The 24,759-nt window shown below is 60.5% G+C and carries 24 protein-coding genes; 8 read left to right on the top strand and 16 right to left on the bottom strand.

What is annotated here, in order from left to right; all coding sequences use genetic code 11:
- Positions 1 to 77: 77 nt before the first annotated feature.
- Positions 78 to 983, bottom strand: a complete 906-nt coding sequence (locus tag PSH78_RS20575) for a LysR family transcriptional regulator (RefSeq protein ID WP_305496373.1) — start codon at positions 981 to 983, stop codon at positions 78 to 80.
- Between the two features lie 111 nt (positions 984 to 1,094).
- Between PSH78_RS20575 and PSH78_RS20570 the strand changes: the two genes are divergently transcribed.
- Both PSH78_RS20570 and PSH78_RS20565 read left to right on the top strand, forming a co-directional pair.
- Positions 1,095 to 1,973, top strand: coding sequence for an MBL fold metallo-hydrolase (locus PSH78_RS20570; RefSeq protein ID WP_305496372.1), 879 nt, complete (start codon positions 1,095 to 1,097; stop codon positions 1,971 to 1,973).
- 199 nt (positions 1,974 to 2,172) lie between these two features.
- A complete protein-coding gene (locus PSH78_RS20565) occupies positions 2,173 to 2,787 on the top strand; it encodes an NAD(P)-dependent oxidoreductase (RefSeq protein WP_305496371.1) in 615 nt (204 codons plus the stop codon).
- Between the two features lie 9 nt (positions 2,788 to 2,796).
- Here the strand turns inward: PSH78_RS20565 and PSH78_RS20560 are convergent, their stop codons facing one another.
- The 11 genes from PSH78_RS20560 to PSH78_RS20510 form a co-directional block, all read right to left on the bottom strand.
- Entirely contained in the window at positions 2,797 to 3,126 is a 330-nt protein-coding gene (locus tag PSH78_RS20560) for a GlpM family protein (protein ID WP_187293334.1), read from the bottom strand.
- A gap of 25 nt (positions 3,127 to 3,151) precedes the next feature.
- The gene (locus PSH78_RS20555) at positions 3,152 to 4,432 is read right to left on the bottom strand and encodes a sigma-54 dependent transcriptional regulator (RefSeq protein ID WP_305501337.1); all 1,281 of its coding nucleotides are present in this window, start codon (positions 4,430 to 4,432) and stop codon (positions 3,152 to 3,154) included.
- 44 nt (positions 4,433 to 4,476) lie between these two features.
- The gene (locus tag PSH78_RS20550) at positions 4,477 to 6,378 is read right to left on the bottom strand and encodes a sensor histidine kinase (RefSeq protein WP_305496370.1); all 1,902 of its coding nucleotides are present in this window, start codon (positions 6,376 to 6,378) and stop codon (positions 4,477 to 4,479) included.
- A gap of 113 nt (positions 6,379 to 6,491) precedes the next feature.
- Positions 6,492 to 7,226 (bottom strand): amino acid ABC transporter ATP-binding protein, encoded by a 735-nt coding sequence (locus PSH78_RS20545; RefSeq protein WP_014339893.1) that lies wholly within the window; start codon positions 7,224 to 7,226, stop codon positions 6,492 to 6,494.
- Positions 7,223 to 7,894, bottom strand: coding sequence for an amino acid ABC transporter permease (locus PSH78_RS20540; protein WP_014339892.1), 672 nt, complete (start codon positions 7,892 to 7,894; stop codon positions 7,223 to 7,225). Before PSH78_RS20540 ends, PSH78_RS20545 begins: the two co-directional genes overlap by 4 nt.
- The gene (locus PSH78_RS20535; RefSeq protein ID WP_305496368.1) at positions 7,894 to 8,640 is read right to left on the bottom strand and encodes an amino acid ABC transporter permease; all 747 of its coding nucleotides are present in this window, start codon (positions 8,638 to 8,640) and stop codon (positions 7,894 to 7,896) included. Before PSH78_RS20535 ends, PSH78_RS20540 begins: the two co-directional genes overlap by 1 nt.
- 190 nt (positions 8,641 to 8,830) lie before the next feature.
- Entirely contained in the window at positions 8,831 to 9,745 is a 915-nt protein-coding gene (locus tag PSH78_RS20530; RefSeq protein WP_305496367.1) for a glutamate/aspartate ABC transporter substrate-binding protein, read from the bottom strand.
- Between the two features lie 443 nt (positions 9,746 to 10,188).
- Positions 10,189 to 11,727, bottom strand: a complete 1,539-nt coding sequence (gene glpD / locus PSH78_RS20525; RefSeq protein ID WP_305501336.1) for a glycerol-3-phosphate dehydrogenase — start codon at positions 11,725 to 11,727, stop codon at positions 10,189 to 10,191.
- Between the two features lie 318 nt (positions 11,728 to 12,045).
- The gene (locus PSH78_RS20520) at positions 12,046 to 12,801 is read right to left on the bottom strand and encodes a DeoR/GlpR family transcriptional regulator (protein WP_305496366.1); all 756 of its coding nucleotides are present in this window, start codon (positions 12,799 to 12,801) and stop codon (positions 12,046 to 12,048) included.
- A 96-nt stretch (positions 12,802 to 12,897) separates the two neighbouring features.
- Positions 12,898 to 14,403 carry a glycerol kinase GlpK gene (gene glpK, locus PSH78_RS20515; protein WP_305496365.1) on the bottom strand — a complete coding sequence of 502 codons (1,506 nt, stop codon included), beginning with the start codon at positions 14,401 to 14,403 and terminating at the stop codon, positions 12,898 to 12,900.
- 76 nt (positions 14,404 to 14,479) lie between these two features.
- The gene (locus tag PSH78_RS20510; protein ID WP_305501334.1) at positions 14,480 to 15,331 is read right to left on the bottom strand and encodes an MIP/aquaporin family protein; all 852 of its coding nucleotides are present in this window, start codon (positions 15,329 to 15,331) and stop codon (positions 14,480 to 14,482) included.
- Positions 15,332 to 15,655: 324 nt separating this feature from the next.
- Between PSH78_RS20510 and ybaK the strand changes: the two genes are divergently transcribed.
- Both ybaK and PSH78_RS20500 read left to right on the top strand, forming a co-directional pair.
- On the top strand, positions 15,656 to 16,126 hold the full coding sequence (ybaK, locus tag PSH78_RS20505; RefSeq protein ID WP_305496364.1) for a Cys-tRNA(Pro) deacylase: 471 nt from the start codon (positions 15,656 to 15,658) through the stop codon (positions 16,124 to 16,126).
- Between the two features lie 186 nt (positions 16,127 to 16,312).
- Positions 16,313 to 17,095, top strand: a complete 783-nt coding sequence (locus PSH78_RS20500; RefSeq protein WP_305496363.1) for a PhzF family phenazine biosynthesis protein — start codon at positions 16,313 to 16,315, stop codon at positions 17,093 to 17,095.
- A 133-nt stretch (positions 17,096 to 17,228) separates the two neighbouring features.
- On the opposite strand, the gene PSH78_RS20495 is transcribed toward PSH78_RS20500, so the two are convergent.
- Positions 17,229 to 18,338, bottom strand: coding sequence for an ABC transporter ATP-binding protein (locus PSH78_RS20495; RefSeq protein WP_305496362.1), 1,110 nt, complete (start codon positions 18,336 to 18,338; stop codon positions 17,229 to 17,231).
- Positions 18,335 to 19,255, bottom strand: a complete 921-nt coding sequence (gene argF / locus PSH78_RS20490) for an ornithine carbamoyltransferase (RefSeq protein WP_305496361.1) — start codon at positions 19,253 to 19,255, stop codon at positions 18,335 to 18,337. The genes PSH78_RS20495 and argF overlap by 4 nt, the downstream gene beginning before the upstream one ends.
- Before the next feature lie 403 nt (positions 19,256 to 19,658).
- Between argF and PSH78_RS20485 the strand changes: the two genes are divergently transcribed.
- The 3 genes from PSH78_RS20485 (at position 19,659) to grxD (ending at position 22,619) form a co-directional block, all read left to right on the top strand.
- Entirely contained in the window at positions 19,659 to 19,946 is a 288-nt protein-coding gene (locus PSH78_RS20485) for a hypothetical protein (RefSeq protein ID WP_305496360.1), read from the top strand.
- A 123-nt stretch (positions 19,947 to 20,069) separates the two neighbouring features.
- Positions 20,070 to 22,178: a molybdopterin oxidoreductase family protein gene (locus PSH78_RS20480; RefSeq protein ID WP_305496359.1), complete on the top strand. Its 2,109-nt coding sequence runs from the start codon at positions 20,070 to 20,072 to the stop codon at positions 22,176 to 22,178.
- 99 nt (positions 22,179 to 22,277) lie between these two features.
- Positions 22,278 to 22,619 (top strand): Grx4 family monothiol glutaredoxin, encoded by a 342-nt coding sequence (gene grxD / locus PSH78_RS20475; RefSeq protein WP_305496358.1) that lies wholly within the window; start codon positions 22,278 to 22,280, stop codon positions 22,617 to 22,619.
- Positions 22,620 to 22,759: 140 nt separating this feature from the next.
- Here the strand turns inward: grxD and bfr are convergent, their stop codons facing one another.
- Positions 22,760 to 23,233 carry a bacterioferritin gene (gene bfr / locus PSH78_RS20470; RefSeq protein ID WP_186635709.1) on the bottom strand — a complete coding sequence of 158 codons (474 nt, stop codon included), beginning with the start codon at positions 23,231 to 23,233 and terminating at the stop codon, positions 22,760 to 22,762.
- Between the two features lie 199 nt (positions 23,234 to 23,432).
- Entirely contained in the window at positions 23,433 to 23,651 is a 219-nt protein-coding gene (locus tag PSH78_RS20465) for a bacterioferritin-associated ferredoxin (RefSeq protein ID WP_003178704.1), read from the bottom strand.
- A gap of 304 nt (positions 23,652 to 23,955) precedes the next feature.
- Between PSH78_RS20465 and PSH78_RS20460 the strand changes: the two genes are divergently transcribed.
- A complete protein-coding gene (locus PSH78_RS20460; protein WP_039591751.1) occupies positions 23,956 to 24,558 on the top strand; it encodes a peroxiredoxin in 603 nt (200 codons plus the stop codon).
- Positions 24,559 to 24,759 lie beyond the last annotated feature (201 nt).

Below are 24,759 nucleotides of genomic sequence, written 5' to 3'. Positions count from 1 at the left end.
AGTTTGTCAGCCAGCATTGATGTTGACTGAGACACCGCTTTCGCGAGCAGGCTCGCTCCCACAGGCCCCCAAAGAGCTCATAGCCCCACATCCCACTCAGGCGTCTCGGGAAACTTCAGCACCAGAAAATCCACCAGGCAACGCAGCGCCGAGGGCATGTGCTTGCGCGATGCATACACCGCATACATGTTCATCAGCCGCGGTTCGGCGTGGGCCAGCAGGCGCACCAGTTCACCGCTGCGCAGATAAGGGCCGGCCTGGTAGCTGGGCAGCATCGCCACGCCGGCGCCGGCGATCGTTGCCTGGAGCAGCGTGCTGGCTTCGTTGGCGCTGATGTTGCCCTGCACCGGCACCGCGATCTGTTCGCCGTCCTGCTCGAAATGCCACAAGCTCTTGCCGACGTAGGAATGGGTCAGGCAGTTGTGCCGGCTCAAATCCTCCACCCGTTGCGGTGTCGGCTGCTCGCGCAGGTAGCGGGGCGAGGCGCAGATCACCGAGCGGCACACCGTGAGGCGCCGGGCGATCAGGTTGGGATCGAGATCGTTGCTCATGCGGATCGCCAGGTCGATGCGCTCATCCACCAGGTTCACCGTGCGATCGAGCATCTGCAGGTCGACGCTTACCCCTGGGTAGCGCTTGACGAACTCGGCCATGGCCGACGCCAGCTGGGACTGGCCGAATGACGGGCTGGCGGTGATGCGCAGCATGCCGCGGGGCGCGTCTTCCGGCGTGCTCACGGCGGCTTGGATGTCGCCGGACAGCTCGAGCATCTGTCGGCAGCGCGGCAGAATTTCCGAGCCGGCGGCCGTCAGGCTCAGTTTGCGCGTAGTGCGGTGCATCAGCCGGGCGCCGACCCAGTCCTCCAGCTCCGCCAGGTAGCGCGACACCACCGGTCGCGACAGGTCCAGATGCTCGGCCGCCGCCGATTGGCTGCCCAGGTCCACCACGGTCACGAACACCCGCATTGCTTGTAGACGATCCATGATCTGCCCGCTTTTAGAAACAAACTATGTCCCAGCATCGCATTTTTTGTAGCGAGTCAGGCAACTAAGCTCTGTCCATTCCCTTGCGGACCTTGGACGACGGAGCACAACATGACCGGATTCACCCCAATCAAACGCCTGCTGCTGGCGACCGCCGCCTTGGCCTTCACCGCCCAGGCCTGGGCGGGCGACTTGACGCTCGATGTCTATAACCCCGGCGCCGCGGCGATTTTCCCGGTGACTTCGGTTCTGGTCAGCGGCGACAAGGAGGCAATCCTGGTGGACGCCCAGTTCGGCAAGGCCCAGGCCGAGCAGGTCGTGGAGAAAATCCGCGCCAGCGGCAAACGCCTGACCACGATTTACATCAGCCACGGCGATCCGGACTACTATTTCGGCCTCGAAACCCTGACCGCGGCGTTCCCTGAAGCCAAGGTGCTCGCGTCGGCAGCGACCGTCGAGCACATCCAGCACACCGCCGACGGCAAGTTGAAATACTGGGGGCCGATCCTGAAGGCCGATGCACCGGCCAAGACTCTCGTGCCCCAGGTACTCAAGGGCGACAGCCTGACGCTGGAGGGCAAGCGCTTGCAGATCATCGGCCTCGACGGCCCGCAACCGGACCGCAGCTTTGTCTGGATTCCATCGATCAAGGCAGTGGTTGGCGGCGTGGTGGTGGCGGAAAACATTCACGTCTGGATGGCCGATACCCAGACGCCGCAATCCCACCAGGACTGGCTGGCGACGCTGGCGGGCATTGAAAACCTGCAACCGGCCATGGTGATCCCCGGCCATTACCTGGGTGAAAGTGCCCGGTCCCTGGCGCCGGTGCGCTTCACCGCCGACTACATCAAGGCCTTCGACGAGGAGACCGCCAAGGCCAAGGATTCCGCTGCGCTGATCGCCGCGATGAAACTACGCTATCCCAACCTGGGTGAGGCCAGCTCCCTGGAACTCAGCGCCAAGGTCGCGAAGGGCGAGATGAAGTGGTGACAAACGATCTTTGATCGGGGCGCCGTTGTGGCGAGGGGATTTATCCCCGCTGGGCTGCGAAGCGGCCCCAAAAAGACAGACCGGGATACATCAGGTTTATGCGGGGTGGGGGCATGGGGACTGCTTCGCAGCCCAGCGGGGATAAATCCCCTCGCCACAAGAGCATGTATTTCAACATCGCTAATCACTGGAGAACTTCATGAGCAAAATCGCAATCATTGGCGCCACCGGCCGGGCCGGCAGCCAGCTGTTGGAAGAGGCCCTGCGACGCGGTCACAGCGTGACGGCCATTGCCCGCAATACGAGCAAGATCGGCGAGCGGGCCGGTGTGGTCAGCAAGCAACTGGACGTACTGGACAGCGAGGCGTTGACCGCAGCAGTCACTGACCATGACGTGGTAATCAGCGCCGCGCACTTTGCCACCGTGCCGGCCGATAAGGTCATCGCACCGGTGAAAGCCGCCGGGGTCAAGCGTCTGCTGGTGGTGGGCGGTGCCGGTTCGTTGTTGCTGCCGGATGACAGCCGTGTGATCGACAGCAAGGGCTTCCCGGAGGAATACCTGGCCGAAGCCAGCGCCGGTGCCTTGTTCCTCGACGTGTTGCGCAAGGAGCAGGACCTGGATTGGACCTTCCTCTCGCCCTCGGCGGAGTTCGTCGAAACCGAGCGCACCGGGCAGTTCCGTGTCGGCAAGGACCACCTGTTGTTCGACCAGGCCGGACGCAGTTGGATCAGCTTTGCCGACTACGCCATTGCGATGATCGATGAAGTCGAAACGCCGCAGTTCTCACGGACGCGTTTTACCGTCGGCTATTGATCGCCGAAATCAGCCGTGAAGCCGCACCCAGACGCTGACCAGCACCGTCGCCGCCATCAGCCAGGCGACGGCTGCTACGGCCAATGAGGCTTCGAGACGCATGCGGTCGACCATCACGTACAGCGTCGCAAGATAGACGAAGTACGGAATGATCGACCACATGCCGAACACGATGGTGGTCTTCAGGTCGTCCACCGAGCGGCCCTTGCCGACGATGTAGTGGGCGATCAGGGCGAACGTCGGAAACAGCGGCACCAGCCCGGCAATGTAATAATTCCTGGTCTTGGCGAGCATCGCCAGGATGACCACTACGGCTGCGCCAAGCGCCGCCTTGAAAATCAGATCCACAGGTTCGCGTCCCCGGTCAGTGGCTCAAGCCATATTTTTTGACTTTGTCGAACAGCGTGGTCTTGGCCATGCCCAGTTCCTGGCTGGCCTGGGTCAGGTTGCCGCCGCTGCGTTGCAATGCGTCCACCAGCAGGTTGCGCTCGAAGGCTTCCACCGCTTCGGCGAAAGCCAGGCCCTGGCTGCCCGCGCTGGCGCCGGACTTCTTGAAAGCCGGCAGGCCGAGGGCATAACGCTCGGCGACGTTGCGCAGTTCCCGTACGTTGCCCGGCCAGTCATGGCTCATCAGGTTCGACAGGGTCTGGTTGTCCAGCTCCGGCACCGTGCGGTCGAAGCGCAGGGACGACTGCTGGAGGAAATGCTCGAACAGTTGCAGGATGTCCTCGCGCCGTTCGCGCAGGGGCGGCAGTTCCAGGGTGACCACGTTGAGGCGATAATACAGGTCGCTGCGGAACTGCCCGGCCCGGCCCATTTCGTCGAGGTCGGACTTGGTGGCGGCGATCACGCGACAATCCACGGCCACGCTCTGGTTCGAACCCAGGCGCTCCAGGGTGCGTTCCTGCAACACCCGCAGCAGCTTGATCTGCAAGGGCAGGGGCATGCTTTCCACTTCATCGAGAAACAGCGTGCCACCATCGGCGTGCTCGATCTTGCCAATCCGGCGTTTGCCCGCACCGGTGAAGGCGTTGGCCTCGTGACCGAAAATCTCGCTTTCGAACAGGTTCTCCGGCAGCCCCCCGCAGTTCAGCGCGACGAACTGTTTGTCGTGGCGCCGGCTGAAATCGTGCAGGCAGCGGGCAACCAGCTCCTTGCCGGTGCCGGTTTCACCCTCGATCAATACGTTGGCCGAGGTGTCGGCGACGTTGGCGATCAGCGCTCGCAAATGCTGCATGGCCGGCGAGCGGCCAATGATCCGGCCTTCCAGCGAGTCGCGTTCGGCCAGTTTCCTGCGCAGCGTTGAAACTTCCCGGGCCAGGCTGCGTTGCTCCAGGGCGCGGCGGGCGACGTCCACCAGGCGTTCGGGGGAGAAGGGTTTTTCCATGAAGTCGTAGGCGCCTTTCTGCATGGCGCCGACGGCCATGGAGATGTCGCCGTGGCCGGTGATCAACACCACTGGCAGGCTGCGGTCGCGGGCCTTGAGCCGGGTCAACAGTTCCAGCCCATCGATGCCCGGCAACCGGATGTCACTGATGACGATGCCGGCAAAATCATCGCCAACCCGTTCCAGGGCCTCTTCGGCGCTGCCCACGCCCACGCAGGGTATGTCTTCCAGGGTCAGGGCCTGTTGGCAGCCCAACAGGACATGGGGGTCGTCTTCGACGATCAGAACGCTCAGGTCGTTGTTCATAGCGGCTCGGGAGGTGAAAGGCTTACCAACGGTAAACTGAGGACAAACGTGGTGCCACCATCGTCCGGGTGCTCGACGCCCAGGTGCCCGCCCGCGGCGGCGCACAGGCTCGCCGAAAGCGTCAGGCCGAGGCCCAGGCCTTGTTCGCCGGGCTTGGTGGTGAAGAAGGGTTCGAACAGATGCTTGCGCGCCTCCGGATCGATGCCGTGGCCGTTATCGCGCACCCGCAGGCGGCATTTGCCATCGCTGATCTCGCCGGCCAGCCACAGTCTTGGCTCGGGTTGGACTTGCATTGCGTCCAGGGCGTTGCCAATCAGGTTCACCAGGATCTGCTCCAGGCGTGTCTGGTCGATTTGCAGCTGGACGTCTTCGAAAGCTGTCTGTGTCTGGACGCCAAGTTTTTCCAGACGCGCCCCGAGCAATTGCAGCGCGGCCTCGACGGCCTTGCCCAGGCTGGCCCGGCCTTTGTCGTCACCGCGCCGGGCAAAGGCACGCAGGCTGGCGGTGATCCGGCCCATGCGGTCGATCAGGTCGTTGATGGTCCTGAGGTTGGCGCTGGCAATGTCCAGCTGGCCGCGCTCCAGGAAGCGCACCGTGTTGCCGGACAACGTACGCAACGCGGCCAGCGGCTGGTTGAGTTCATGGGCGATGCTGGTGGACATCTGGCCGATGGCCGCCAGCTTGCCAGCCTGTACCAGTTCGTCCTGGGCGCGGCGCAGGGTCTCTTCCGCTTGCCGGCGTTCGCGGATCTGGCCTTTGAGCCGCTCGTTGCTGGCCCGCAGGTCAGTGGTGCGTTCGGTAATCCGACGCTCGAGCTGGTTGTTGGCTTCCTGCAACGCTTCGCGGGCGGCGAGGCGGGTGGCAATCACCTTGCGCCGCTCGTTCCAGGCGATCAGCAGGAAGGCCACCAGGGCAAACGCCACGGCCACCAGGATGCCCTGGTTGATCGCTTGGCGGCGCAGGTCTTCCAGTGGGGTGAGCAAGGTGAAATTCCACGGCGTGTCGCTCAACGGCCGGGTCTGCGAGAGGTAGCTGGTGGCCTGCTGGTCGGCGGCGATTTCGGTATTGGCGGGGAAGGTCAGCTTCTCCATGCCTTCGGCCAGTTGTTCGCGGGCCAAGGGGATCAGTTCGTTCAGCGGGAACCAGTAATATTGCAGGCTGCGGGCCAGGCGTTCCTTGGTTTCGTCGCTCAGCGGCCGTACGGACTTGAGCCGTCGCGCCGGATCGCTGGAGAGGATGATGATGCTGTTCTCGTCGCTGACGAAGGCTTCCAGGCGTGCTCGCTGCCAGCGTTCCTCCATGGCTTCGAGACGCACCTTGACCACGGCCACGCCGATGATCTTGCCCCTTTCTTCCAGCCCATGGGCCAGGTAGTAGCCCGGCTCGCCGTTGGTGCTGCCGATGCCGTAGAAGCGTCCCGGCTGGCCGCGAACGGCGTTCTGGAAGTAGGCGCGGAATGACAGGTCTTCGCCCAGGTAACTGTCGACGTCGCGCCAGTTGCTGGTGGCCATCACCCGGCCGGTGGTGTCCATGACATAGATGGCCCGGCTACGGCTGCGCCGATTCAGGCCTTCGAGGTACTCGTTGACGGTCTTGCGGTGCTCGGGTGTCGGGTCGTCGAGCAGTTTTGAGACGCTGGATTCAAGCTCCAGCAGGCTGGGCAGATAGGTATATTTGCTGATCTCGCTTTCCACCGCACGGGCATGCAGTTCCAGCTGGCGTTCGCCATTCTCGGCCAGGCCGCGAATGCCGTAGTGCTCGCTGATCCAGAAGCCGAGGTAACCCAGGCCGATCATCAGCGCAATGACCAGCGGCGGCAGGAACAGGTGGCGGATCAGGCGGGGTTTCACGGCGAGTGATGGCGGCGCGGCGCGATAGAGGGTGGGGTCGCATTTCATCACAGAAGCCTTGGATCAACCAGTGAGGCGGCGATTGCCCTTCAAACGCGGTCCCGTGGCGAGGGAGCAAGCTTCCTCGCCACAAGGACAAGCGCGTCTAAAGAAGGCGACGCTTAGTGCTGCAGGATTTTCTCAAGGAAATGCTGCGCGCGTTCGGAGCGGGCGCTGATGTCGCCGAAGAACTCTTCCTTCTCGCAATCCTCGATGATCTGGCCCTGGTCCATGAAGATCACCCGGTTCGCCACCTTGCGAGCGAAGCCCATTTCGTGGGTCACGCACATCATGGTCATGCCTTCGTGGGCCAGTTGCACCATCACGTCGAGTACTTCGTTGACCATTTCCGGGTCGAGGGCCGAGGTCGGTTCGTCGAACAGCATCACCACCGGGTCCATCGCCAGCGCACGGGCGATCGCCACGCGCTGTTGCTGGCCGCCGGAGAGTTGGCCCGGGTGCTTGTGGGCGTGGGCGGACAGGCCGACGCGCTCAAGCAATTGCAGGCCTTTTTTGGTGGCTTCTTCCTTGCTGCGGCCCAGTACCTTGATCTGCGCGATGGTCAGGTTCTCGGTGATGGTCAGGTGCGGGAACAATTCGAAGTGCTGGAACACCATGCCCACGCGCGAACGCAGTTTCGGCAGGTTGGTCTTCGGGTCGGCGATGGACGTGCCATCGACCACGATGTCGCCCTTCTGGAACGGCTCCAGCGCGTTGACGCACTTGATCAGCGTGGACTTGCCCGAACCCGACGGCCCGCACACCACCACAACCTCACCCTTGCTGACCTCGGTGCTGCAATTGGTCAGTACCTGGAAGTCCCCATACCACTTGTTGATGTTCTTGATAGAGATCATACGGCGAACCTTTTTTGCAGACGCTTGACCAGCAGCGAGGCGGCAAAGCTGATTGTGAAGTACACGAGACCTGCGATGATCAGGAACTCATTGGAGCGGCCGATGATGTCGCCATTGGCCCGCGAAGCATTGAGGAAGTCCACCAGGCCGACGGTGTAGACCAGCGAGGTGTCCTGAAACAGGATGATGCTCTGTTGCAGCAACAGCGGGGTCATCTTGCGAAACGCCTGGGGCAGGATGATCAGGCGCATGACCTGGCCGTAGTTCATGCCCAGTGCCTGGGCCGCGCCCATCTGGCCCTTGGGGATCGACTGCACGCCGGCCCGGACGATTTCGCAGAAGTAAGCCGCCTCGAACATCATGAACGCCACGACGCAAGAGCCGAACGCGCCGATCGGCGTGTCTTCACCGGTGATCCAGCGCAGCACGAACGGCACCGCCAGGTAGAACCAGGTGATGACCAGCAGCAACGGGATCGAGCGGAAATAGTTGACGTAGGCGCCAGCGATGTTGGAGACCAGCTTGTTGTGGGACAGGCGCATCAGCGCCAGGATCGTCCCCAGGATGATCCCGCCGACGACGCCCAGGGCCATCAGCTTGAGGGTCATCACCATGCCGTTCCACAAGCCGGGAATGGCCGGGATGATGCCAGTGAAGTCGAATTCCATTATTTACCCCCCACGGAGATCAGGCCGGGCACCGCGACTTTCTTCTCGACCATGCGCATGAGCAGCATCAGGCTCATGTTCAGGGTGAAGTAGATCAGCGTCGCCAGGGTAAAGGCTTCGAACAGGTTGGCCGAGAACTCGGCGGTCTGCTTGGTCTGCGCGAGCAGCTCCATCAGGCCGATCAGCGAGGCCACGGAGGAGTTCTTGAAGACGTTGAGAAATTCCGAGGTAAGCGGCGGAATGATGATCCGGTAGGCCTGGGGCAGCAGCACGTTCCAGTAGATCTGCGGCAGCTTGAAGCCCATGGCGCGGGCGGCGGCTTCCTGGCCGCGTGGCAGCGCCTGGATGCCGGTGCGCACCTGCTCGCAAACCCGTGCGGCAGTGAACAGGCCCAGGCAGACGACGACGCTCAGGTAGGCCGAGGTGGTCGGGTTGAGGTCCTGTTTGTACCATTCCTGCATGTCGGCGGGCAGCAGGTCCGGCACCAGGAAGTACCAGATGAACAGCTGCACCAGCAGCGGCACATTACGAAAGAGTTCCACGTAGCAAGTCGCGATGCCCGACACCAGCCGGTTCGGCACGGTGCGCATCACACCCAGGATCGAGCCCAGCAGCAGGGCAATGATCCAGGCGACGACGGCGATGGCTATGGTCCAGCCCAGGCCGGCCACGTACCAGTCGAGATAGATCTCGCTGCCCACGCCGGTGGACTTGAAGAACACGCTCCAGTCCCAGTTGTAATTCATCAGGGTCTCCCCTCTGATCGTTCGATATACAAATGCCCGCCTGGGGAAGCTCCGTTCCCGCCCGGCTTGAAGGCCAGGCACACGCGATCGGCTCGACAGCCACCGGTTCGAGTATTTCCAGATTTGCCAGCAGGGAGTGACCATCCCCTGAAGGAGCGGGGCCCCTTCAGGAGATAAGGTTAGTCAGAAATCAGGATTTCTTTTCGTCAGCCGCTTTATCGGTCGGCGTGGCGATCAGTGCCTTGAGTTCGTCGCTCATCGGGAAGTTGAGGTTCAGGCCTTTTGGCGGGATCGGTTGCATGAACCATTTTTCGTAGATCTTGTTGATCTCGCCCGACGCGTAGGTGGCCTTGATGGCGTCATCGACAACCTTTTTGAACGGCTCGTCGCCCTTGCGCATCATGCAGCCGTAGATTTCGTAGGACTGCGGAGTACCGGTGACGGCCCAGTCATCGGCCTTCTTGGCCTTGGCGGCTTCGCCGGCCAGCAGCGCGTCGTCCATCATGAACGCGACGGCACGACCCGATTCCAGCATCTGGAAGGATTCGCCGTGGTCCTTGGCAGAGATGACGTTCATGCCCATCTGCTTGTCGGCGTTCATGGCCTTGAGCAGGCGCTCGGACGTGGTGCCGGCGGTGGTCACGACGTTCTTGCCGTTTAGGTCGCCGAAATCCTTGTACTTGGAGTCTTTCTTGGACAGCAGCTTGGTGCCGATCTCGAAGATGCCAACGGAGAAGGCGACTTGCTGCTGGCGCTCGACGTTATTGGTGGTGGAGCCGCACTCCAGGTCCACGGTGCCGTTCTGCACCAGCGGGATACGGGTTTGCGAGGTGACCAGGTTGTACTTGACCTGCAGGTTCGGTACATCCAGCTCTTTTTTCAGGGCTTCGACGACTTTCAGCTGGATGTCGTGGGAGTAGCCGACCGGTTTGCCGGAAGCGTCCGCGATGTAGGAAAACGGAATGGAGGCGTCGCGGTGGCCGAGCGTAACGACGCCGGACTCTTTGATCTTTTTCAGCGTGCCGGTCAGTTCGGCTGCGAAAACCGGCGTGCTGATCAGAGCGGCAGCAACGGCTGCGCCCAGGAGATGGGGAACGATGCGCATCGATGTTTCCTCGACATTGTTTTTTTTGTATTCGGCCGGTTCACCGGCCCTGAGTGCTTCGAATGCCTAGTAGCTCCTGTTGTGTTGGCGTACAGGCGTTCGTCTCCACGAGTGTAGAGCATGACTCGTGCCAGGCCAGTGGCAGTTGGTTAACACTATGTTTTTAAAAGAAATTAATGTTTTGTTTCAGGTTTTTTGCCGGTTGTTTATCCGGTTTGCCGAACTGACTAGCGGGTCGTGTTCGGAAAACCGAATGACTTGAGAGCCCATCGACTCCTGTGGGAGCGAGCCTGCTCGCGAAGACGGTCTCTCAGTTGCATCAGTTGTGAAGTGGATGGCCTCTTCGCGAGCAGGCTCGCTCCCACAGGAGATCCGTGGCGGATGCCGGATAGCAAAAAGCCCCTGAAATTCAGGGGCTTTACGTTTAGCTAGCGGGATATCGCTCAGGCCGCTTCGATCTTGCGCCGGTTGTGTTCGACCTTGTCCAGATACGTGCGAAGCTTTTCCCGTTCAGCGGCGGTTGTGAACAAGCCCAGCTTGCTGCGACGCCAGAGAATATCCTCGGCGTCGATGGCCCACTCGTCGCTGCACAGATAGTCGACCTCCCGGGTATAAAGGCCCGCGCCGATGTGCTCGCCCAGGTCGGCAAGGCTGTGCACGCCTTCGAGCATGCGCCAGGTGCGGCTGCCATAGGTGGTGGCCCAGCGGCGGGCGATATCGGTGGGCAGCCAGTCGAACTTGTCGCGGATTGCCGAGCACAAGGCCTGTGGCGTGGTCATGTTCTCGCCGCCGGGCAAGGTCTCAAGGGCCGTCCAGCTCGGGCGCATCTGGGTGAAATACGGAGCCAGCTGGGCCATCGCCGACTCGGCAAGCTTGCGGTACGTAGTGAGTTTGCCGCCGAACACTGATAACAACGGAGCTTCCTGGCCACCACCCGACAGCGCCAGGGTGTAGTCCCGGGTCACGGCGGAAGGGTTGTCGGATTCGTCGTTGCACAAAGGCCGGACCCCGGAATAGCTGTGCAGAATGTCGTCGCGGCTGATCTGCTTCTTGAAGTGCGCATTGACGACTTTCAGCAGGTAGTCCGTTTCACCCTCGGTAATTGCCACCTTGGCCGGATCGCCGGTGTATTCGCGGTCGGTCGTGCCTATCAGGGTGAATTGATTCAGATATGGGATGGTGAAGACGATGCGCTGGTCTTCGTTTTGAAGAATGTGCGCATGCTCGCCTTCGTAGAGTTTTGGCACGATCAGGTGGCTGCCCTGGATCAGGCGGATGCCGTAGGGCGATTCCATCTTCAGGTCATCACGAATGAACTTGGCGACCCATGGGCCGGCGGCGTTCACCAGCGATTTGGCCTGGATTGAAAACAGGCTGCCGTCGGCACGTTCCAGGTTCAGTTGCCACAGGCCTTTGCTGCGCCGAGCACTGACGCAACGGGTGCGGGTGTGGATATGCGCGCCTTTTTCTCGCGCGGCCATGGCATTGAGTACCACCAGCCGGGCGTCATCGACCCAGCAATCGGAGTATTCGAAGCCTTTGGTGATCTCGCTTTTCAATGCGCTGTCGGCGCCGAATTTCAGACTCCGGGAGCCGGCGAGCTGCTCGCGCTTGCCCAGGTGATCATAAAGGAACAGGCCGGCGCGGATCATCCAGGCCGGACGCAGGTGCGGGCGATGGGGCAACACGAAGCGCATCTGCTTGACGATATGCGGAGCCTTGGTCAGCAGCACTTCGCGCTCGGCGAGTGCTTCACGCACCAAGCGGAATTCGTAATGTTCGAGATAACGCAGGCCGCCATGGATCAGCTTGCTGCTGGCCGAAGAGGTGTGGCTGGCCAAATCGTCCTTTTCGCAAAGGAACACCGAAAGACCGCGACCAGCAGCATCCGCGGCGATCCCTACACCATTGATACCGCCACCGATGACGGCGACGTCATAGATTTCAGCGAGAGGGGGCATAGGCAAGGTGGAATTGGGCATCGGCTGGCCTCGGGTTCTTTTTTCGAAATATTTGAATTCGAACATAAATGTTCATTTGCGAAAATACTAGCCCATAAGCACAGCAACAGCCAGTCGAATCCGATTGAAAATACTGATCGAAGTACGCTGAAAGGAAAACTTTCGAACAAAAAGGAGTTGGGGAGGCTTTTGTGGCGAGGGAGCTTGCTTCCGCTGGATGGCGAAGCCATCCCAAGCAGGCCGGCGCGTTTCTTCAGGCGAGCCGCGTTCAGTTGGTTTAACGACGGCTACGCCGCCGAGCGGGAGCAAGCTCCCTCGCCACGGGGGACCGGGGGGAAGTCAGACCACCTCCAGCCGAATCTTGTGCTGGGTCAATAGTTGCGCCAGGGCCGGCACCGGTTGCTGGTCGGTCACCAGGCAATCGATCAGGCTGATCGGGCCCAGGCGGACCATGGCGTTGCGCCCGAACTTGCTGGAATCCGCCGCCAGCAATACCTGCCGGGCGTTGGCGATGATGGCTTGGGAGACCCGGACCTCCTGGTAGTCAAAGTCCAGCAGGCTGCCGTCCTCGTCGATCCCGCTGATGCCCACCAGGGCGAAGTCGACTTTGAACTGATTGATGAAATCGACGCTGGCCTGACCGACCACACCGCCGTCACGGCGCACGTTGCCACCGGCGATCAGGACTTCGAAATCATCCTTGGCACTGAGGATCGACGCCACGTGCAGGTTGTTGGTGATGACTTTCAGATGGTTGTGGTTGAGCAGCGCCCGGGCGATGGATTCGGTGGTGGTACCGATATTGATGAACAGCGAGGCGTGGTCGGGAATCTGCGCAGCGATCGCTTCGGCAATGCGTTGCTTCTCATCGCGCATCTGATCGGCGCGCATGGCGTAGGCGGTGTTTTCCACGCTGGAATCGTAAGCGGCGCCACCGTGGTAGCGGCGGAGCAGGTTCACTTCCGCCAGTTGATTGATGTCGCGGCGGATGGTCTGCGGGGTGACGACGAATAGCTGCGCCATTTCCTCGATGCTGACATAGCCGCGTTCGCGGACCAGTTCAAGGATTTGCTGCTGGCGGGGAGGCAGATTCATGGGGCTTCCTTTGGGCTGCCGTACAAAATTTGCCCATGATGCCGCAGGAATCCTTTCCCGACCAGTTTCAGATCCTCATCGTCCCCGGTTCAACAGTCATTCAGCGTCTTCGTGGGGCTCCCAATCGCGCGTGCGGCTGACGGCTTTTTTCCATCCCGCGTAGAGTTTTTCCTTGGCTTGCTCATCCAGCTGCGGTTCGAACTCGCGCTCGATGACCGCTTTGCCACGCAACTCTTCCAGGCTGCCCCAGAAACCGCATGCCAGGCCCGCCAGGTACGCCGCGCCGAGGGCGGTGGTTTCGCGCATTTTCGGGCGTTCGACCTGCGTGCCAAGAATGTCGGCCTGAAATTGCATGAGGAAATTGTTGGCCACGGCGCCACCGTCCACGCGCAAGGACTTGAGGCGTTCGCCGGCATCCTGTTGCATGGCGTCGAGTACGTCGCGGGTCTGGTAGGCGATGGATTCCAGCGCGGCCCGGATGATGTGATCGACCCGCACGCCACGGGTCAGGCCGAACAGCGCGCCACGGGCGTAGGGGTCCCAGTATGGTGCGCCGAGGCCGGTGAAGGCTGGCACCAGGTAAACGCCGTTGCTGTCCTTGACCTTGTTGGCGAAGTATTCGGTGTCGAGGGCGTCGTTGATGATTTTCAGTTCATCGCGCAGCCACTGGACGGTAGAGCCACCGTTGAACACGGCGCCTTCCAGGGCGTAGGCCACTTCGCCGCGAGGGCCGCAGGCGATGGTGGTCAGCATGCCGTGGTTGGATTTGACGGCTTTGTTACCGGTGTTCATCAGCAGGAAGCAGCCGGTGCCATAGGTATTTTTCGCCTGGCCCGGTTCCACGCACATCTGGCCGAAGAGGGCGGCCTGCTGGTCGCCGGCGATGCCGCCAATAGCGATGCCGCTTTTGGTCCGACCGTAGATTTCTGAGGAAGATTTGACTTCCGGCAGCATCTCGCGAGGGATGTTGAGGATGTCGAGCATCTTCGCGTCCCACTCCAGCGTGTGGATGTTGAAGAGCATGGTGCGAGAGGCGTTGGTGTAGTCGGTGACGTGGACCTTGCCGCCGGTAAATTTCCAGATCAACCAGCTGTCCACGGTACCGAACAGCAATTCACCGTTGCGCGCGCGCTCGCGGCTGCCTTCGACGTTGTCGAGGATCCACTTGAGCTTGGTACCGGAAAAGTAGGGGTCGGTCACCAGGCCAGTGGCTTCACTGATGTACTGCTCGTGGCCATCGCGCTTGAGTTGCTGGCAGATTTCGGTGCTGCGTCGGCATTGCCAGACGACCGCGTTATAGATGGGGCGACCGGTGGACTTGTCCCAGACTACGGTGGTTTCGCGCTGGTTGGTGATGCCGATTGCGGCGACCTGGTCGTGATGCAAACCCGCTTGAGCCAAGGCTTCCACCATCACCGCGCTTTGCGTGGCAAAGATTTCCATGGGGTCATGCTCGACCCAGCCCGGTTGCGGATAGTGCTGGACGAATTCCCGTTGGGCGGTGCAGACCACGTTGGCGTCACGGTCGAAAATAATGGCGCGTGAGCTGGTCGTACCCTGGTCGAGGGCAATGATGTAGTTTTTGTTCTCTGAGTCAGTCATGTCGATTGCCTTGGGACGTGTGTTTGGGATGAAGCCATGGCGCATGCTTGAAGGGCAGCGGCATGCGCCCATTGTTTCAGGAAGTTCTTGGCTTGCCGTCAATGGCCGGATCTGCATCCTTTGTAGCAGCCTTGGCACCCGGCAGGTGTCGGGCAATCAATCCGCGATACGCGGCAGCGCCCAGGCACGCACCCACTATCGGCGCGAAAATCGGAACCAGGAAGTAAGGGATGTCACGCCCGCCCGTGAGGGAAATTTCACCCCAGCCAGCGAAGAAAGTCATCAATTTTGGACCGAAGTCCCGCGCCGGGTTCATCGCGAAGCCTGTCAACGGCCCCATCGAGCTGCCGATCACGGCGATCAGAAGGCCGATCAGCAGCGGCGCAAGCGCGCCACGAGGAAGGCCATTGTTGTCGTCGGTCAGGGACATGATCACGCCCATCAGGATTGCCGTGATGATCACCTCCACCAGGAAGGCCTGGCCGGTGGAGAGCGCCGGGTGCGGATAGGTGGAGAATACCGAAGCCAGTTCGAGGCTGGCTTGGGTGCCACGAATCATCTGCCGGGACTGTTCGAAATCGAAGAAAAGATTGCTGTACAGCGTGTAGACCAAGAGCGCGCCACAGAATGCCCCCGCCACTTGGCAGACAATATAGAAGGGCAGCTTGCGTTTTTCGAAATCGGTAAAAATACACAGGGCTATGCTGACGGCGGGGTTGAGGTGGGCGCCGGAAATACCCGCGCTGAGGTAGATGGCCATACTGACGCCGACACCCCAGATGATGCTGATTTCCCACAACCCGAAACTCGCACCCGCGACCTTGAGCGCCGCGACGCAACCGGTGCCGAAAAAAATCAGCAGGGCGGTGCCGAGGAATTCGGCCAGGCATTGGCTGGAAAGGGTGGGCTGTTGTAAAGCGGTAGTCATGCAAACCTCGGTGTTTTTGTTCTTGTCTGGCGCCTTCGATAAACGTTGAAGACGCGTTCTTCGCCGAGACCAGGATCCCCATCCAAGTCTCGGGTGCTGTTTGAGACAGGTAAATCTGCTTTCAGTTTCGAAAAAATATAGACAAGAAACGCTGGTGTCAAAGGTCGAAAGTGAACCGTCGGTCACATTTGGATTATTCGTCACGTGAATGTCCCGCCGTGCACCCTGCAAGGAGATCATCCCAGCAGGCTCACGACGCCTTTTCATTGCCGATGGCTTAGAATCCGCGCCACTCTTTTTGCTTTTTCCTGGTCAGGAGCCGTCATGACCCCCGCATTGGACCTGCTTAAAAAAGTGCGCGCCGAACACCGCATCCACAGTTACGAACATGACCCGAAGGCTGCCTCCTATGGGCTGGAGGCGGCTGAAAAACTCGGTCTGGACCCGGCGCAGGTGTTCAAGACCCTGCTGGCGGCCAGCGAAAAAGGCGAGTTGCTGGTGGCCGTGGTGCCGGTGGCCGGGAGCCTGGATCTGAAAGGCCTGGCTCATGCGGCCGGAGTGAAAAAAGTCGAGATGGCCGATCCGGCCGCCGCGCAGCGTTCGACCGGCTATTTGCTCGGCGGGATCAGCCCGCTGGGTCAGAAAAAGCGTCTTCGCACATTTATCGACAATTCTGCGCAGCCGTTGGCCAGCATGTTCGTCAGCGCGGGGAGGCGCGGGCTGGAAGTGGAACTGGCGCCTGCGGTACTGGCGGAGCATACCGGAGCGATCTTTGCTGATATCGGGCGTGCCTGAGTCTGTTGGTGGCCGCTACGCGCCCAAGCGGGAACAGGCTCCCTCGCCAGAATGATTTGAATCTTCAAGATCGATCGGGCGTCAGATTTCATGTGCGCTGTAGGGTGAAAATTCTGCTGATCTGTCACTGGCTAAACGATGTCCGGGCAGCTCATGCTCGCGCATCCATAAAAAAGGAGAAGTGCCATGCAGCTCGCGTTTCATCAAGTCGATGCATTCAGTGACCGGCCGTTTGGCGGTAACCCGGCGATGGTCTATCGGCTCGATGCCTGGCTCGCCGATGAGCTGATGCAGAAAGTTGCCGCCGAACACAACCTGGCCGAGACCGCTTTTCTGGTGCGTGAGAATCAGCGTTGGCATATTCGCTGGTTCACGCCCACCACCGAAGTGCCGCTGTGCGGGCATGCGACATTGGCCAGCGCCCATGTACTGTTCGAGGTCTACCACGAACCGGCCGAGCGACTCGACTTCATCTGCAAGTCCGGAGCGTTGAGTGTCACTCGTGAAGGCGATCGGTTGTGGTTGGATTTCCCGGCCATCGTGCCGACTGAGTTGGGCGCGTCGCTGGCGGTCCAGAGCGCCTTGGGTGTAGAGGCGGTGGATGTGCTCAGTTGCAACGAATTGTTCGTGGTGCTGGAGTCGGAGCAGGCAGTGCTCGATTGCAAGCCGGACATGGCGGCCTTGGCGAAGCTGCCGTGGCCGGGCGCGATCGTTACCGCACCGGGAAGCAAGCACGATTTTGTCTCGCGCTATTTTGCCCCGGCGATCGGCATCAACGAGGATCCGGTAACCGGATCGACCCATTGCAGCCTGATTCCATACTGGTCCAGACGCCTGAACAAACACGGCCTGACGGCTTACCAATGCTCAGCGAGGGGCGGGGCACTGTTCTGCCGATTGGAGGGTGAGCGGGTGAAGATTGGCGGGGATGCGACGTTGGTGGCTAGCGGTACGCTAGTGCTTGGGTAAGCCAACTGAATCCAATGTTATAAATTGTGGGAGCGAGCTCGCTCGCGATAGCGGTGCTTCAGCTTGCATCAATGCTGACTGTGCCACCGCCATCGCGAGCAAGCTCGCTCCCACAGGTATTGTTCTTTCAATCTTAGCTGGCGGTGCCATACCGCCGCACACCACTTTCCCCAAGTGGCAAATGCGCCGCCGTGCTGCCCGACGCCTGGAACAGCACCAGGTGCTCGGCCGCCACGCGGATACCGACGGTAGCACCGACCTGATGGTCGGCATGGCTTGGGAAAATCGATTCCAGTTGTGCGCCGGTCGGCAGTTGCAGGCGATACAGGGTTGAAGCACCGAGGAACGTCTTGCCAACGATAGTCGCCCTGAGCGGACTGTCCGGCGCGTGGACGATGTCATCCGGGCGCAGCAGGACGTCTACGGCACTGCCGATGGGCCAGGTGTACGCCCGGTTGCCGCGCAGCACGCCCAGTTCGGTCTGCACCGATTCCGGGCTGTTGAGCTGACCGCGTATGAAGTAACCCTGGCCGATGAAACTGGCGACATAGGGCGTCAGGGGTTCGTGATACAGGTTGTAGGGCGTATCCCACTGTTCCAGGCGACCCTCTCTGAACACGCCGACATGGTCACTCACCGCAAAGGCTTCTTCCTGGTCATGGGTGACCAGGATCGCGCTGGTGCCGCGGGCCTTGAGAATGTCCCGCACCTCATGGCTGAGCTTGCGTCGCAGCTCGCCGTCGAGGTTGGAGAATGGCTCGTCGAGTAACAGCAGTTGGGGTTCCGGTGCCAGTGCGCGGGCCAGCGCCACGCGCTGTTGCTGGCCTCCCGAAAGCTCGTGGGGAAAGCGCTTGCCCAGGCTTTTCAGGTTGACCAGCTCCAACAGTTCTTCGACCACGCGATCCTTGTCCGGATGTTTGCGGATGCCGAACGCGATATTTTCGGCGACGCTCAAATGCGGGAACAACGCGTAGTCCTGGAACACCATGCCGATGCGGCGTTTTTCCGGGGCGAGGGTAAACCCCGCGCGGGAAATGGTTTCCCCAGCCAACTGGATCTCGCCTTCATGCACCGGTTCGAAACCGGCGATGGCCCGCAGGGTGGTGGTCTTGCCACACCCGGACGAGCCGAGCAGACAACCGATGTCACCGGCATTGAGGTGCAGGTTGAGGTTCTGGACGACCCGCTGGTCCTGATAACCGCAGGCCAGATTGTGCAGATTCAATAACAATGGAGCACTCATGCGTGGTGGTACGCCGGCTCGACGAGGAATTCAAGCAGGGCCTTCTGTGCATGGAGACGGTTTTCTGCCTGGTCCCACGCCACCGAGCGGGGATCGTCGAGCAGGTCGAGGCTGATTTCTTCGCCACGGTGGGCTGGCAGGCAATGCATGAACAGCACCTCGGCATCCGCCAGGTCGAGCAGTGCCCGATTGACCTGGAAGGGCGCAAACAGCTCCAGGCGCTTGGCGGTTTCTTCTTCCTGGCCCATGGACGTCCAGACGTCGGTGCTCACCAGGTGCGCGCCGGCAACGGCCTGTTTCGGATCGCGCAGGATTGTCACCCGGTCGCCGGCCCTGGCGACGAATTGCGGGTTAGGTTCGTAGCCTTCAGGGCAGGCGATGCGCAACTGGAAGTCGAACTGGATCGCCGCTTCTATATAGCTGTTGCACATGTTGTTGCCATCGCCGATCCAGGCCACGGTCTTGCCTTGGATCGGGCCGCGATGTTCGAGGAAAGTCTGCATGTCGGCGAGCAACTGGCACGGGTGCAGGTCGTCGGACAGGCCATTGATCACCGGCACGCGCGAATGCGCCGCGAACTGGGTCAGCGTGCTGTGGGCAAAGGTCCGGATCATCACCGCATCGAGCATGCTCGACATGACGATGGCGCAATCGCCAATGGGTTCGCCACGGCCCAGCTGGGTGTCACGGGGCGACAGGAAAATCGCCTGGCCGCCGAGCTGGATCATGCCGGCTTCGAAAGAAATGCGCGTGCGCGTGGAGGATTTCTCGAAGATCATCCCCAGCACACGGTTTTTCAAGGGCTCGAATAGTACGCCGCGCTTACGCAGGTCCTTGAGCTCCACGCCTCGACGGATCACGCCGAGCAACTCTTCGGGCGTGAAATCCATCAGGGAGAGAAAGTGCCTTGCGCTCATGATTGACTACCTTTTTTGTAACTGACCGCAGATGCTCAAAGCCTTGTTTAATGGAAAAACGGGCGAGACCTGCGGCAAAAGCCGCACGGGGCGACGAAATTAGGGGAAGGCGCGATATTGACATTAAATGTCGCGTCTTACCAATAGGGCTACGGTTTTAGGGGATTTCAACGAGGTCATGGCAGGACTGCGATGACATGTTTGAAGCCGGTTTCCTGACAGCAGCGACCCCATTTGTACACTGGCGTCGCGGCGCTTGGCAAACAAGCCGGACGGGGCCGGAGGACAAACGGAGTTTTATTGGCCAGCGTGCAATTGATTTCGTGTGTCTGTCATCGGATGTGAGATTTCCTAATGCAAGGGCCTGGGTTATAAATGAACCCCTAGACGCAGGAGCCCCGAAATGGATTCGAAAGAGCAACAACTGATGGAACTGCTGGGGCTGACGGCACGCTCCCTGACGCACCTGACCGCTTCGGTGACCTCCATGTCATTCGAATTGTTGCGCAGCGAAGACGAAGTGACCAAGGCTGCCGGCCGCCGCATGATCGACCGCATGGCTACCATCAGCAGCGGCCTCGACGAACATTGGCGGTTGATCGGCGAGTTGACCGGAGTGCCCATCGCTCAGGAACAAGTGGAAACCGTCGAGGAAATCCAGCTGCTGGCGCCGCCTCCCGAGCACCCCTGAAATCGGTTGGCCTGATGGCCGGCGATTCACAGGACGAACGTCGCTGGCGCGGTGGAGGATCCCGCGCCATAGTTTTGTTCCCGCGGCCGAAAGTGCCCGCTACGAATAAAACAGAGACTGGCCATGACCAAGACTCTTCATCACCGTGCGTGCCATCTATGTGAGGCCATCTGTGGCCTGACGCTCGAAACCACCGAAACTGAAGGCCAAGGCCTGGCGATCACCTCGATCAAGGGCGATCCGCTGGACAGTTTCAGTCGTGGGCACATCTGTCCCAAAGCCGTCGCCCTGCAAGATATCCAGAATGACCCGGACCGGCTGCGCCAACCCATGCAGCGGGTCGGCGGCGAGTGGCAGCCGATTGCCTGGGATGACGCTTTCGCCCTGGTTGCCGAACGCCTGGCGGCAATCCAGGAGCGCCACGGCCAGAACGCGGTGGGCGTCTACCAGGGCAACCCCAGCGTGCATAACTATGGGTTGATGACCCACAGCAACTATTTTCTCGGCCTGCTGAAGACACGCAGTCGCTTCTCGGCGACGTCGGTGGACCAACTGCCCCATCACCTGACCAGTCACCTGATGTACGGTCACGGCCTGCTGCTGCCGATACCGGACATCGACCATACCGACTTCATGCTGATCCTGGGCGGTAATCCCCTGGCTTCCAACGGCAGCATCATGACCGTGCCGGACGTGGAGAAGCGCCTCAAGGCGATCCAGGCCCGCGGTGGCAAAGTCGTGGTCGTCGATCCACGGCGCAGCGAAACGGCGGCCATTGCCGACCAGCATGTTTTCGTGCGTCCTGGTGGCGATGCCGCGCTGCTGTTTGGCCTGCTCAATACGCTGTTCAACGAAGGTCTGAGCCGCGACAGCCATTTGCCGGTGGACGGCCTCGACGAGGTGCGCCAGGCCGTGGCAGGTTTTACCGCCGAGGTGATGAGCCCCCTCTGTGCGGTCCCGGCGCCGCAGATCCGGCAGTTGGCCCGCGACTTTGCCGCCGCGCCTTCAGCGGTGTGCTACGGACGAATGGGCGTGTCCACCCAGGCGTTCGGCACGTTATGCCACTGGCTGATCCAAGTGATCAACCTGGTCACCGGCAACCTCGATCGGGTGGGCGGGGCGTTGTGCACCGAGCCGGCGGTGGACTTGGTGGCGACCACTTCGGGTGGCCATTTCAACCGTTGGCAGAGCCGGGTGTCCGGGCGTCCCGAATACGCCGGCGAGCTGCCCGTGTCGACCTTGGCCGAGGAAATGCTTACCGAAGGCGACGGGCAGATTCGTGCGCTGGTCACCGTGGCCGGCAACCCGGTGCTGTCCACGCCCAACGGGCGGCAGCTCGAACAGGCGCTGGATGGGCTGGAGTTCATGGTCAGCATCGATTTGTACATCAACGAGACCACGCGTTATGCCGATCTGATCCTGCCATCGACTTCGGCTTTGGAAAACGATCACTACGACACCACGTTCAACCTGTTCGCCGTGCGTAACGTCAGCCGTTTCAATCGGGCGATCCTGCCCAAACCCGAAGGGGCGCTGCACGATTGGGAGATTTTTGTCGGCCTGGCCAAGGCCTTCGCCGCGCGGACTGGCAAGGAACTCAAGCCGACCATGCCGCCCGCGCAAATGATTGATTTTGGCCTGCGCGCGGGAAGGTATGGGGATGCCTCGCCACACAAGTTGTCGCTGGCGACGCTGTTCGACCATCCCCACGGCATCGACCTCGGTGCGCTCAAGCCCAACCTGACGACGCGCTTGAAAACCGAAAATGGCCGTGTGCAGGCCGCGCCGGCGGTGATCCTCGCGGATCTGGCGCGCTTTGCCGCGCTGCGAGCGCCGGCATCGGACGAGTTGCTGATGATTGGCCGGCGGCATGTGCGCAGCAACAATTCCTGGATGCATAACTTTCATCGACTGGTGAAGGGCAAGCCGCGCCATCAGTTGCTGATGCACCCTGAAGACCTCGCCAGTCGCGGTTTAGTCGATGGCCAGCGCGTGCAGGTCAGTTCACGGGTGGGCGTGATCGAAGTGGAGGTGCAAGGCAGCCTGGACATGATGAAAGGCGTGGTCAGCCTTCCCCATGGCTGGGGCCACGCCCGACCGGGCGTGCAGATGACCATCGCCAGCGGCCAGCCTGGATCCAGCGCCAACGACCTGACCGATGAATGTCAGCTCGACGAGTTGTCCGGCAATGCGGCGCTTAATGGGGTTCCGGTGAAAGTGGCGGCTGCGTAGAATTGTCCTTGGGCCGGACCGAGCAGGGTGCTCGGCTTTCCGTTACAATGCGCCACCGTGTCGACATCTGTAGTCGCAAAGTTCAAGCCGAGGTGCTCCGTGGATATCATCGAAACGATCAAAGACCAGATTGCCAACAACACTATCCTGCTTTACATGAAAGGCTCGCCGAATGCCCCTCAGTGCGGCTTCTCGGCCAAGGCTGCTCAGGCGGTGATGGCGTGTGGCGAGAAGTTCGCTTACGTGGACATCCTGCAGAACCCGGAAATCCGCGCCAACCTGCCCAAGTACGCCAACTGGCCAACCTTTCCACAGTTGTGGGTTGGCGGTGAACTGATCGGCGGCAGCGACATCATGACCGAGATGGCCGCGGACGGTTCGCTGCAGTCCACGATCAAGGCAGCTGTAGAAGCGGCAGCGGCGAACAAGACTGAAGCTTGATCCACAAGGATCCTATTCACCACACGCTTTGTGGTGAATAGGAAACCTTGTGGGTTGGGTAGGCCTGGAAATCCAGGCAACAAAAAGCCCCGCTCCTCGAAAGAGGGCGGGGCTTTTTTGTGGCTCGCTGTCGGGGAAGCTTATTCTTCGCCCATCTGCGATTGCAGGTAGTTCTCCAGACCGATCTTGTCGATCAGGCCCAACTGGGTTTCCAGCCAGTCGATGTGCTCTTCTTCGGACTCGAGGATATCCTCGAGCAACTCGCGACTGCCGAAGTCACCGACGGTTTCGCAATGGGCGATGGCGGCTTTCAGGTCGGCGTGGCCGGTGCGTTCGATGCGCAGGTCGCATTCGAGCATTTCCCGGGTGTGTTCGCCGATGTGCAGCTTGCCCAGGTCCTGGACGTTCGGCAGGCCTTCGAGGAACAGGATGCGCTTGATCAGCTTGTCCGCGTGTTTCATCTCGTCGATGGATTCGTGGTACTCGTGCTTGCCCAGCTTGTTCAGGCCCCAATCCTCATACATGCGCGCATGCAGGAAGTATTGATTGATCGCGACCAGCTCATTGGCGAGGATCTTGTTGAGATGCTGGATGACTGTGATGTCGCCTTTCATGGTGAGGGCCTGCCCTGTAATAGCTGTGTATACGGCAGAGTTTGAGCCGCGCAATTACCAGTGTCAAACCTAAGTTATTGAATAATAAATGAAAATTAATCGGAATAAGAATGTTTGTGTTCCGCGTCTGGAAGCTAAGCACTTGATTTACCGGCATAAAAAAACCGGACATTGAGTCCGGTTCTTCAAAAAGCTGGATTTATGCGGCAGTAAATTCTACCGGATAAGGGATCGAGGCCTGGGCAGTCTGCACTTTGGCGAGGGTTTCACGTACCACTTCCTTGGCAAGGCAGGCACATTTACCGCATTGGCTGGCTACGCCGGTGGCCTGGCGGACTTCCCGATAACTGCAGCAACCTTCATAGATCGCTTCGCGGATCTGTCCGTCGGTGACGCCAGTGCAGAGGCATACATACATAAGTGAGAACCGTCGCTGGTTGTGACTCAATTGAGACGGATCTTAATGTTAACGAGAATGATTGTCAAAGTGGTTTCTGATAGTCCCTGGCTTGAGCTGCCTCGGTCTGACGAACGGTTTTTTCCCGGTGGGCCATGAGACGTCGCGGATTTCCGAGATCCCCGAAAAACCGTTGAGGACAGTCCAAACGCGCGGTGTATGATGGTCGGTCCTTGCAAAGCGGGTTCGTGTCACAGGGCTGTCGCCTGAGGGTGGCAGGCTGGCGCGGACCCGGTTTCCACGTTACTACACCAGGAGATATCCAATGAGCGTACTCGTAGGCAAACAAGCCCCTGACTTCACCGTTCCAGCCGTCCTCGGCAACGGCGAAATCGTCGACAGCTTCACCCTGTCCTCGGCCATCAAAGGCAAATACGGCCTGGTGTTCTTCTACCCGCTGGACTTCACTTTTGTCTGCCCGTCCGAGCTGATCGCACTGGATCACCGCATGGACGACTTCAAGGCGCGCAACGTTGAAGTGGTCGCGGTTTCGATCGACTCGCACTTCACCCACAATGCCTGGCGCAACACCGCCATCAACGCGGGTGGCATCGGCCCGGTGAAATACACCATGGCCGCTGACATGAAGCACGAAATCGCCAAGGCCTACGACGTTGAGTCCGAAGGCGGCGTGGCCTTCCGTGGCGCGTTCCTGATCGACGACAAAGGCGTGGTCCGTTCGCAGATCATCAACGACCTGCCGCTGGGCCGTAACATGGAAGAGCTGATCCGTCTGGTCGACGCTCTGCAATTCCACGAAGAGCACGGCGAAGTCTGCCCGGCCAACTGGAAAAAAGGCGACAAGGGCATGACCGCATCGCCTGAAGGCGTAGCGGCTTACCTGGGCGAACACAGCGATAAGCTGTAAGCGCACTCAGGCATAAAAAAACCGGCCCTTGATGGGCCGGTTTTTTTATGGGCGGGTTATAAGCTGCAACGCAGAACGTTTTGCACTGAACACCGTGGCGAGGGAGCTTGCTCCCGCTCGACTGCGCAGCGGTTGCAGGCTTTTGGGGCCGCTGCGCAGCCCAGCGGGAGCAAGCTCCCTCGCCACAAGAGCACTAAAGCC

The sequence above is a fragment of the Pseudomonas sp. FP198 genome (assembly GCF_030687895.1).
Taxonomy (GTDB): Bacteria; Pseudomonadota; Gammaproteobacteria; order Pseudomonadales; family Pseudomonadaceae; genus Aquipseudomonas.
This window is presented reverse-complemented; position numbering and strand designations above follow the sequence as displayed.

Bases quoted from the DNA above. Each gene is read 5' to 3' on its own strand.
- PSH78_RS20495 (WP_305496362.1), bottom strand. From the start codon at position 18,338: ATGAGTGCTCCATTGTTATTGAATCTGCACAATCTGGCCTGCGGTTAT.
- PSH78_RS20520 (WP_305496366.1), bottom strand. From the start codon at position 12,801: ATGAATCTGCCTCCCCGCCAGCAGCAAATCCTTGAACTGGTCCGCGAA.
- PSH78_RS20480 (WP_305496359.1), top strand. From the start codon at position 20,070: ATGACCAAGACTCTTCATCACCGTGCGTGCCATCTATGTGAGGCCATC.
- PSH78_RS20485 (WP_305496360.1), top strand. From the start codon at position 19,659: ATGGATTCGAAAGAGCAACAACTGATGGAACTGCTGGGGCTGACGGCA.
- PSH78_RS20535 (WP_305496368.1), bottom strand. From the start codon at position 8,640: ATGAATTACAACTGGGACTGGAGCGTGTTCTTCAAGTCCACCGGCGTG.
- PSH78_RS20530 (WP_305496367.1), bottom strand. From the start codon at position 9,745: ATGCGCATCGTTCCCCATCTCCTGGGCGCAGCCGTTGCTGCCGCTCTG.
- PSH78_RS20575 (WP_305496373.1), bottom strand. From the start codon at position 983: ATGGATCGTCTACAAGCAATGCGGGTGTTCGTGACCGTGGTGGACCTG.
- PSH78_RS20460 (WP_039591751.1), top strand. From the start codon at position 23,956: ATGAGCGTACTCGTAGGCAAACAAGCCCCTGACTTCACCGTTCCAGCC.
- PSH78_RS20465 (WP_003178704.1), bottom strand. From the start codon at position 23,651: ATGTATGTATGCCTCTGCACTGGCGTCACCGACGGACAGATCCGCGAA.
- glpK (WP_305496365.1), bottom strand. From the start codon at position 14,403: ATGACTGACTCAGAGAACAAAAACTACATCATTGCCCTCGACCAGGGT.
- ybaK (WP_305496364.1), top strand. From the start codon at position 15,656: ATGACCCCCGCATTGGACCTGCTTAAAAAAGTGCGCGCCGAACACCGC.
- PSH78_RS20565 (WP_305496371.1), top strand. From the start codon at position 2,173: ATGAGCAAAATCGCAATCATTGGCGCCACCGGCCGGGCCGGCAGCCAG.
- glpD (WP_305501336.1), bottom strand. From the start codon at position 11,727: ATGCCCAATTCCACCTTGCCTATGCCCCCTCTCGCTGAAATCTATGAC.
- PSH78_RS20540 (WP_014339892.1), bottom strand. From the start codon at position 7,894: ATGGAATTCGACTTCACTGGCATCATCCCGGCCATTCCCGGCTTGTGG.
- PSH78_RS20570 (WP_305496372.1), top strand. From the start codon at position 1,095: ATGACCGGATTCACCCCAATCAAACGCCTGCTGCTGGCGACCGCCGCC.
- PSH78_RS20545 (WP_014339893.1), bottom strand. From the start codon at position 7,226: ATGATCTCTATCAAGAACATCAACAAGTGGTATGGGGACTTCCAGGTA.
- PSH78_RS20510 (WP_305501334.1), bottom strand. From the start codon at position 15,331: ATGACTACCGCTTTACAACAGCCCACCCTTTCCAGCCAATGCCTGGCC.
- PSH78_RS20550 (WP_305496370.1), bottom strand. From the start codon at position 6,378: ATGAAATGCGACCCCACCCTCTATCGCGCCGCGCCGCCATCACTCGCC.
- bfr (WP_186635709.1), bottom strand. From the start codon at position 23,233: ATGAAAGGCGACATCACAGTCATCCAGCATCTCAACAAGATCCTCGCC.
- argF (WP_305496361.1), bottom strand. From the start codon at position 19,255: ATGAGCGCAAGGCACTTTCTCTCCCTGATGGATTTCACGCCCGAAGAG.
- PSH78_RS20500 (WP_305496363.1), top strand. From the start codon at position 16,313: ATGCAGCTCGCGTTTCATCAAGTCGATGCATTCAGTGACCGGCCGTTT.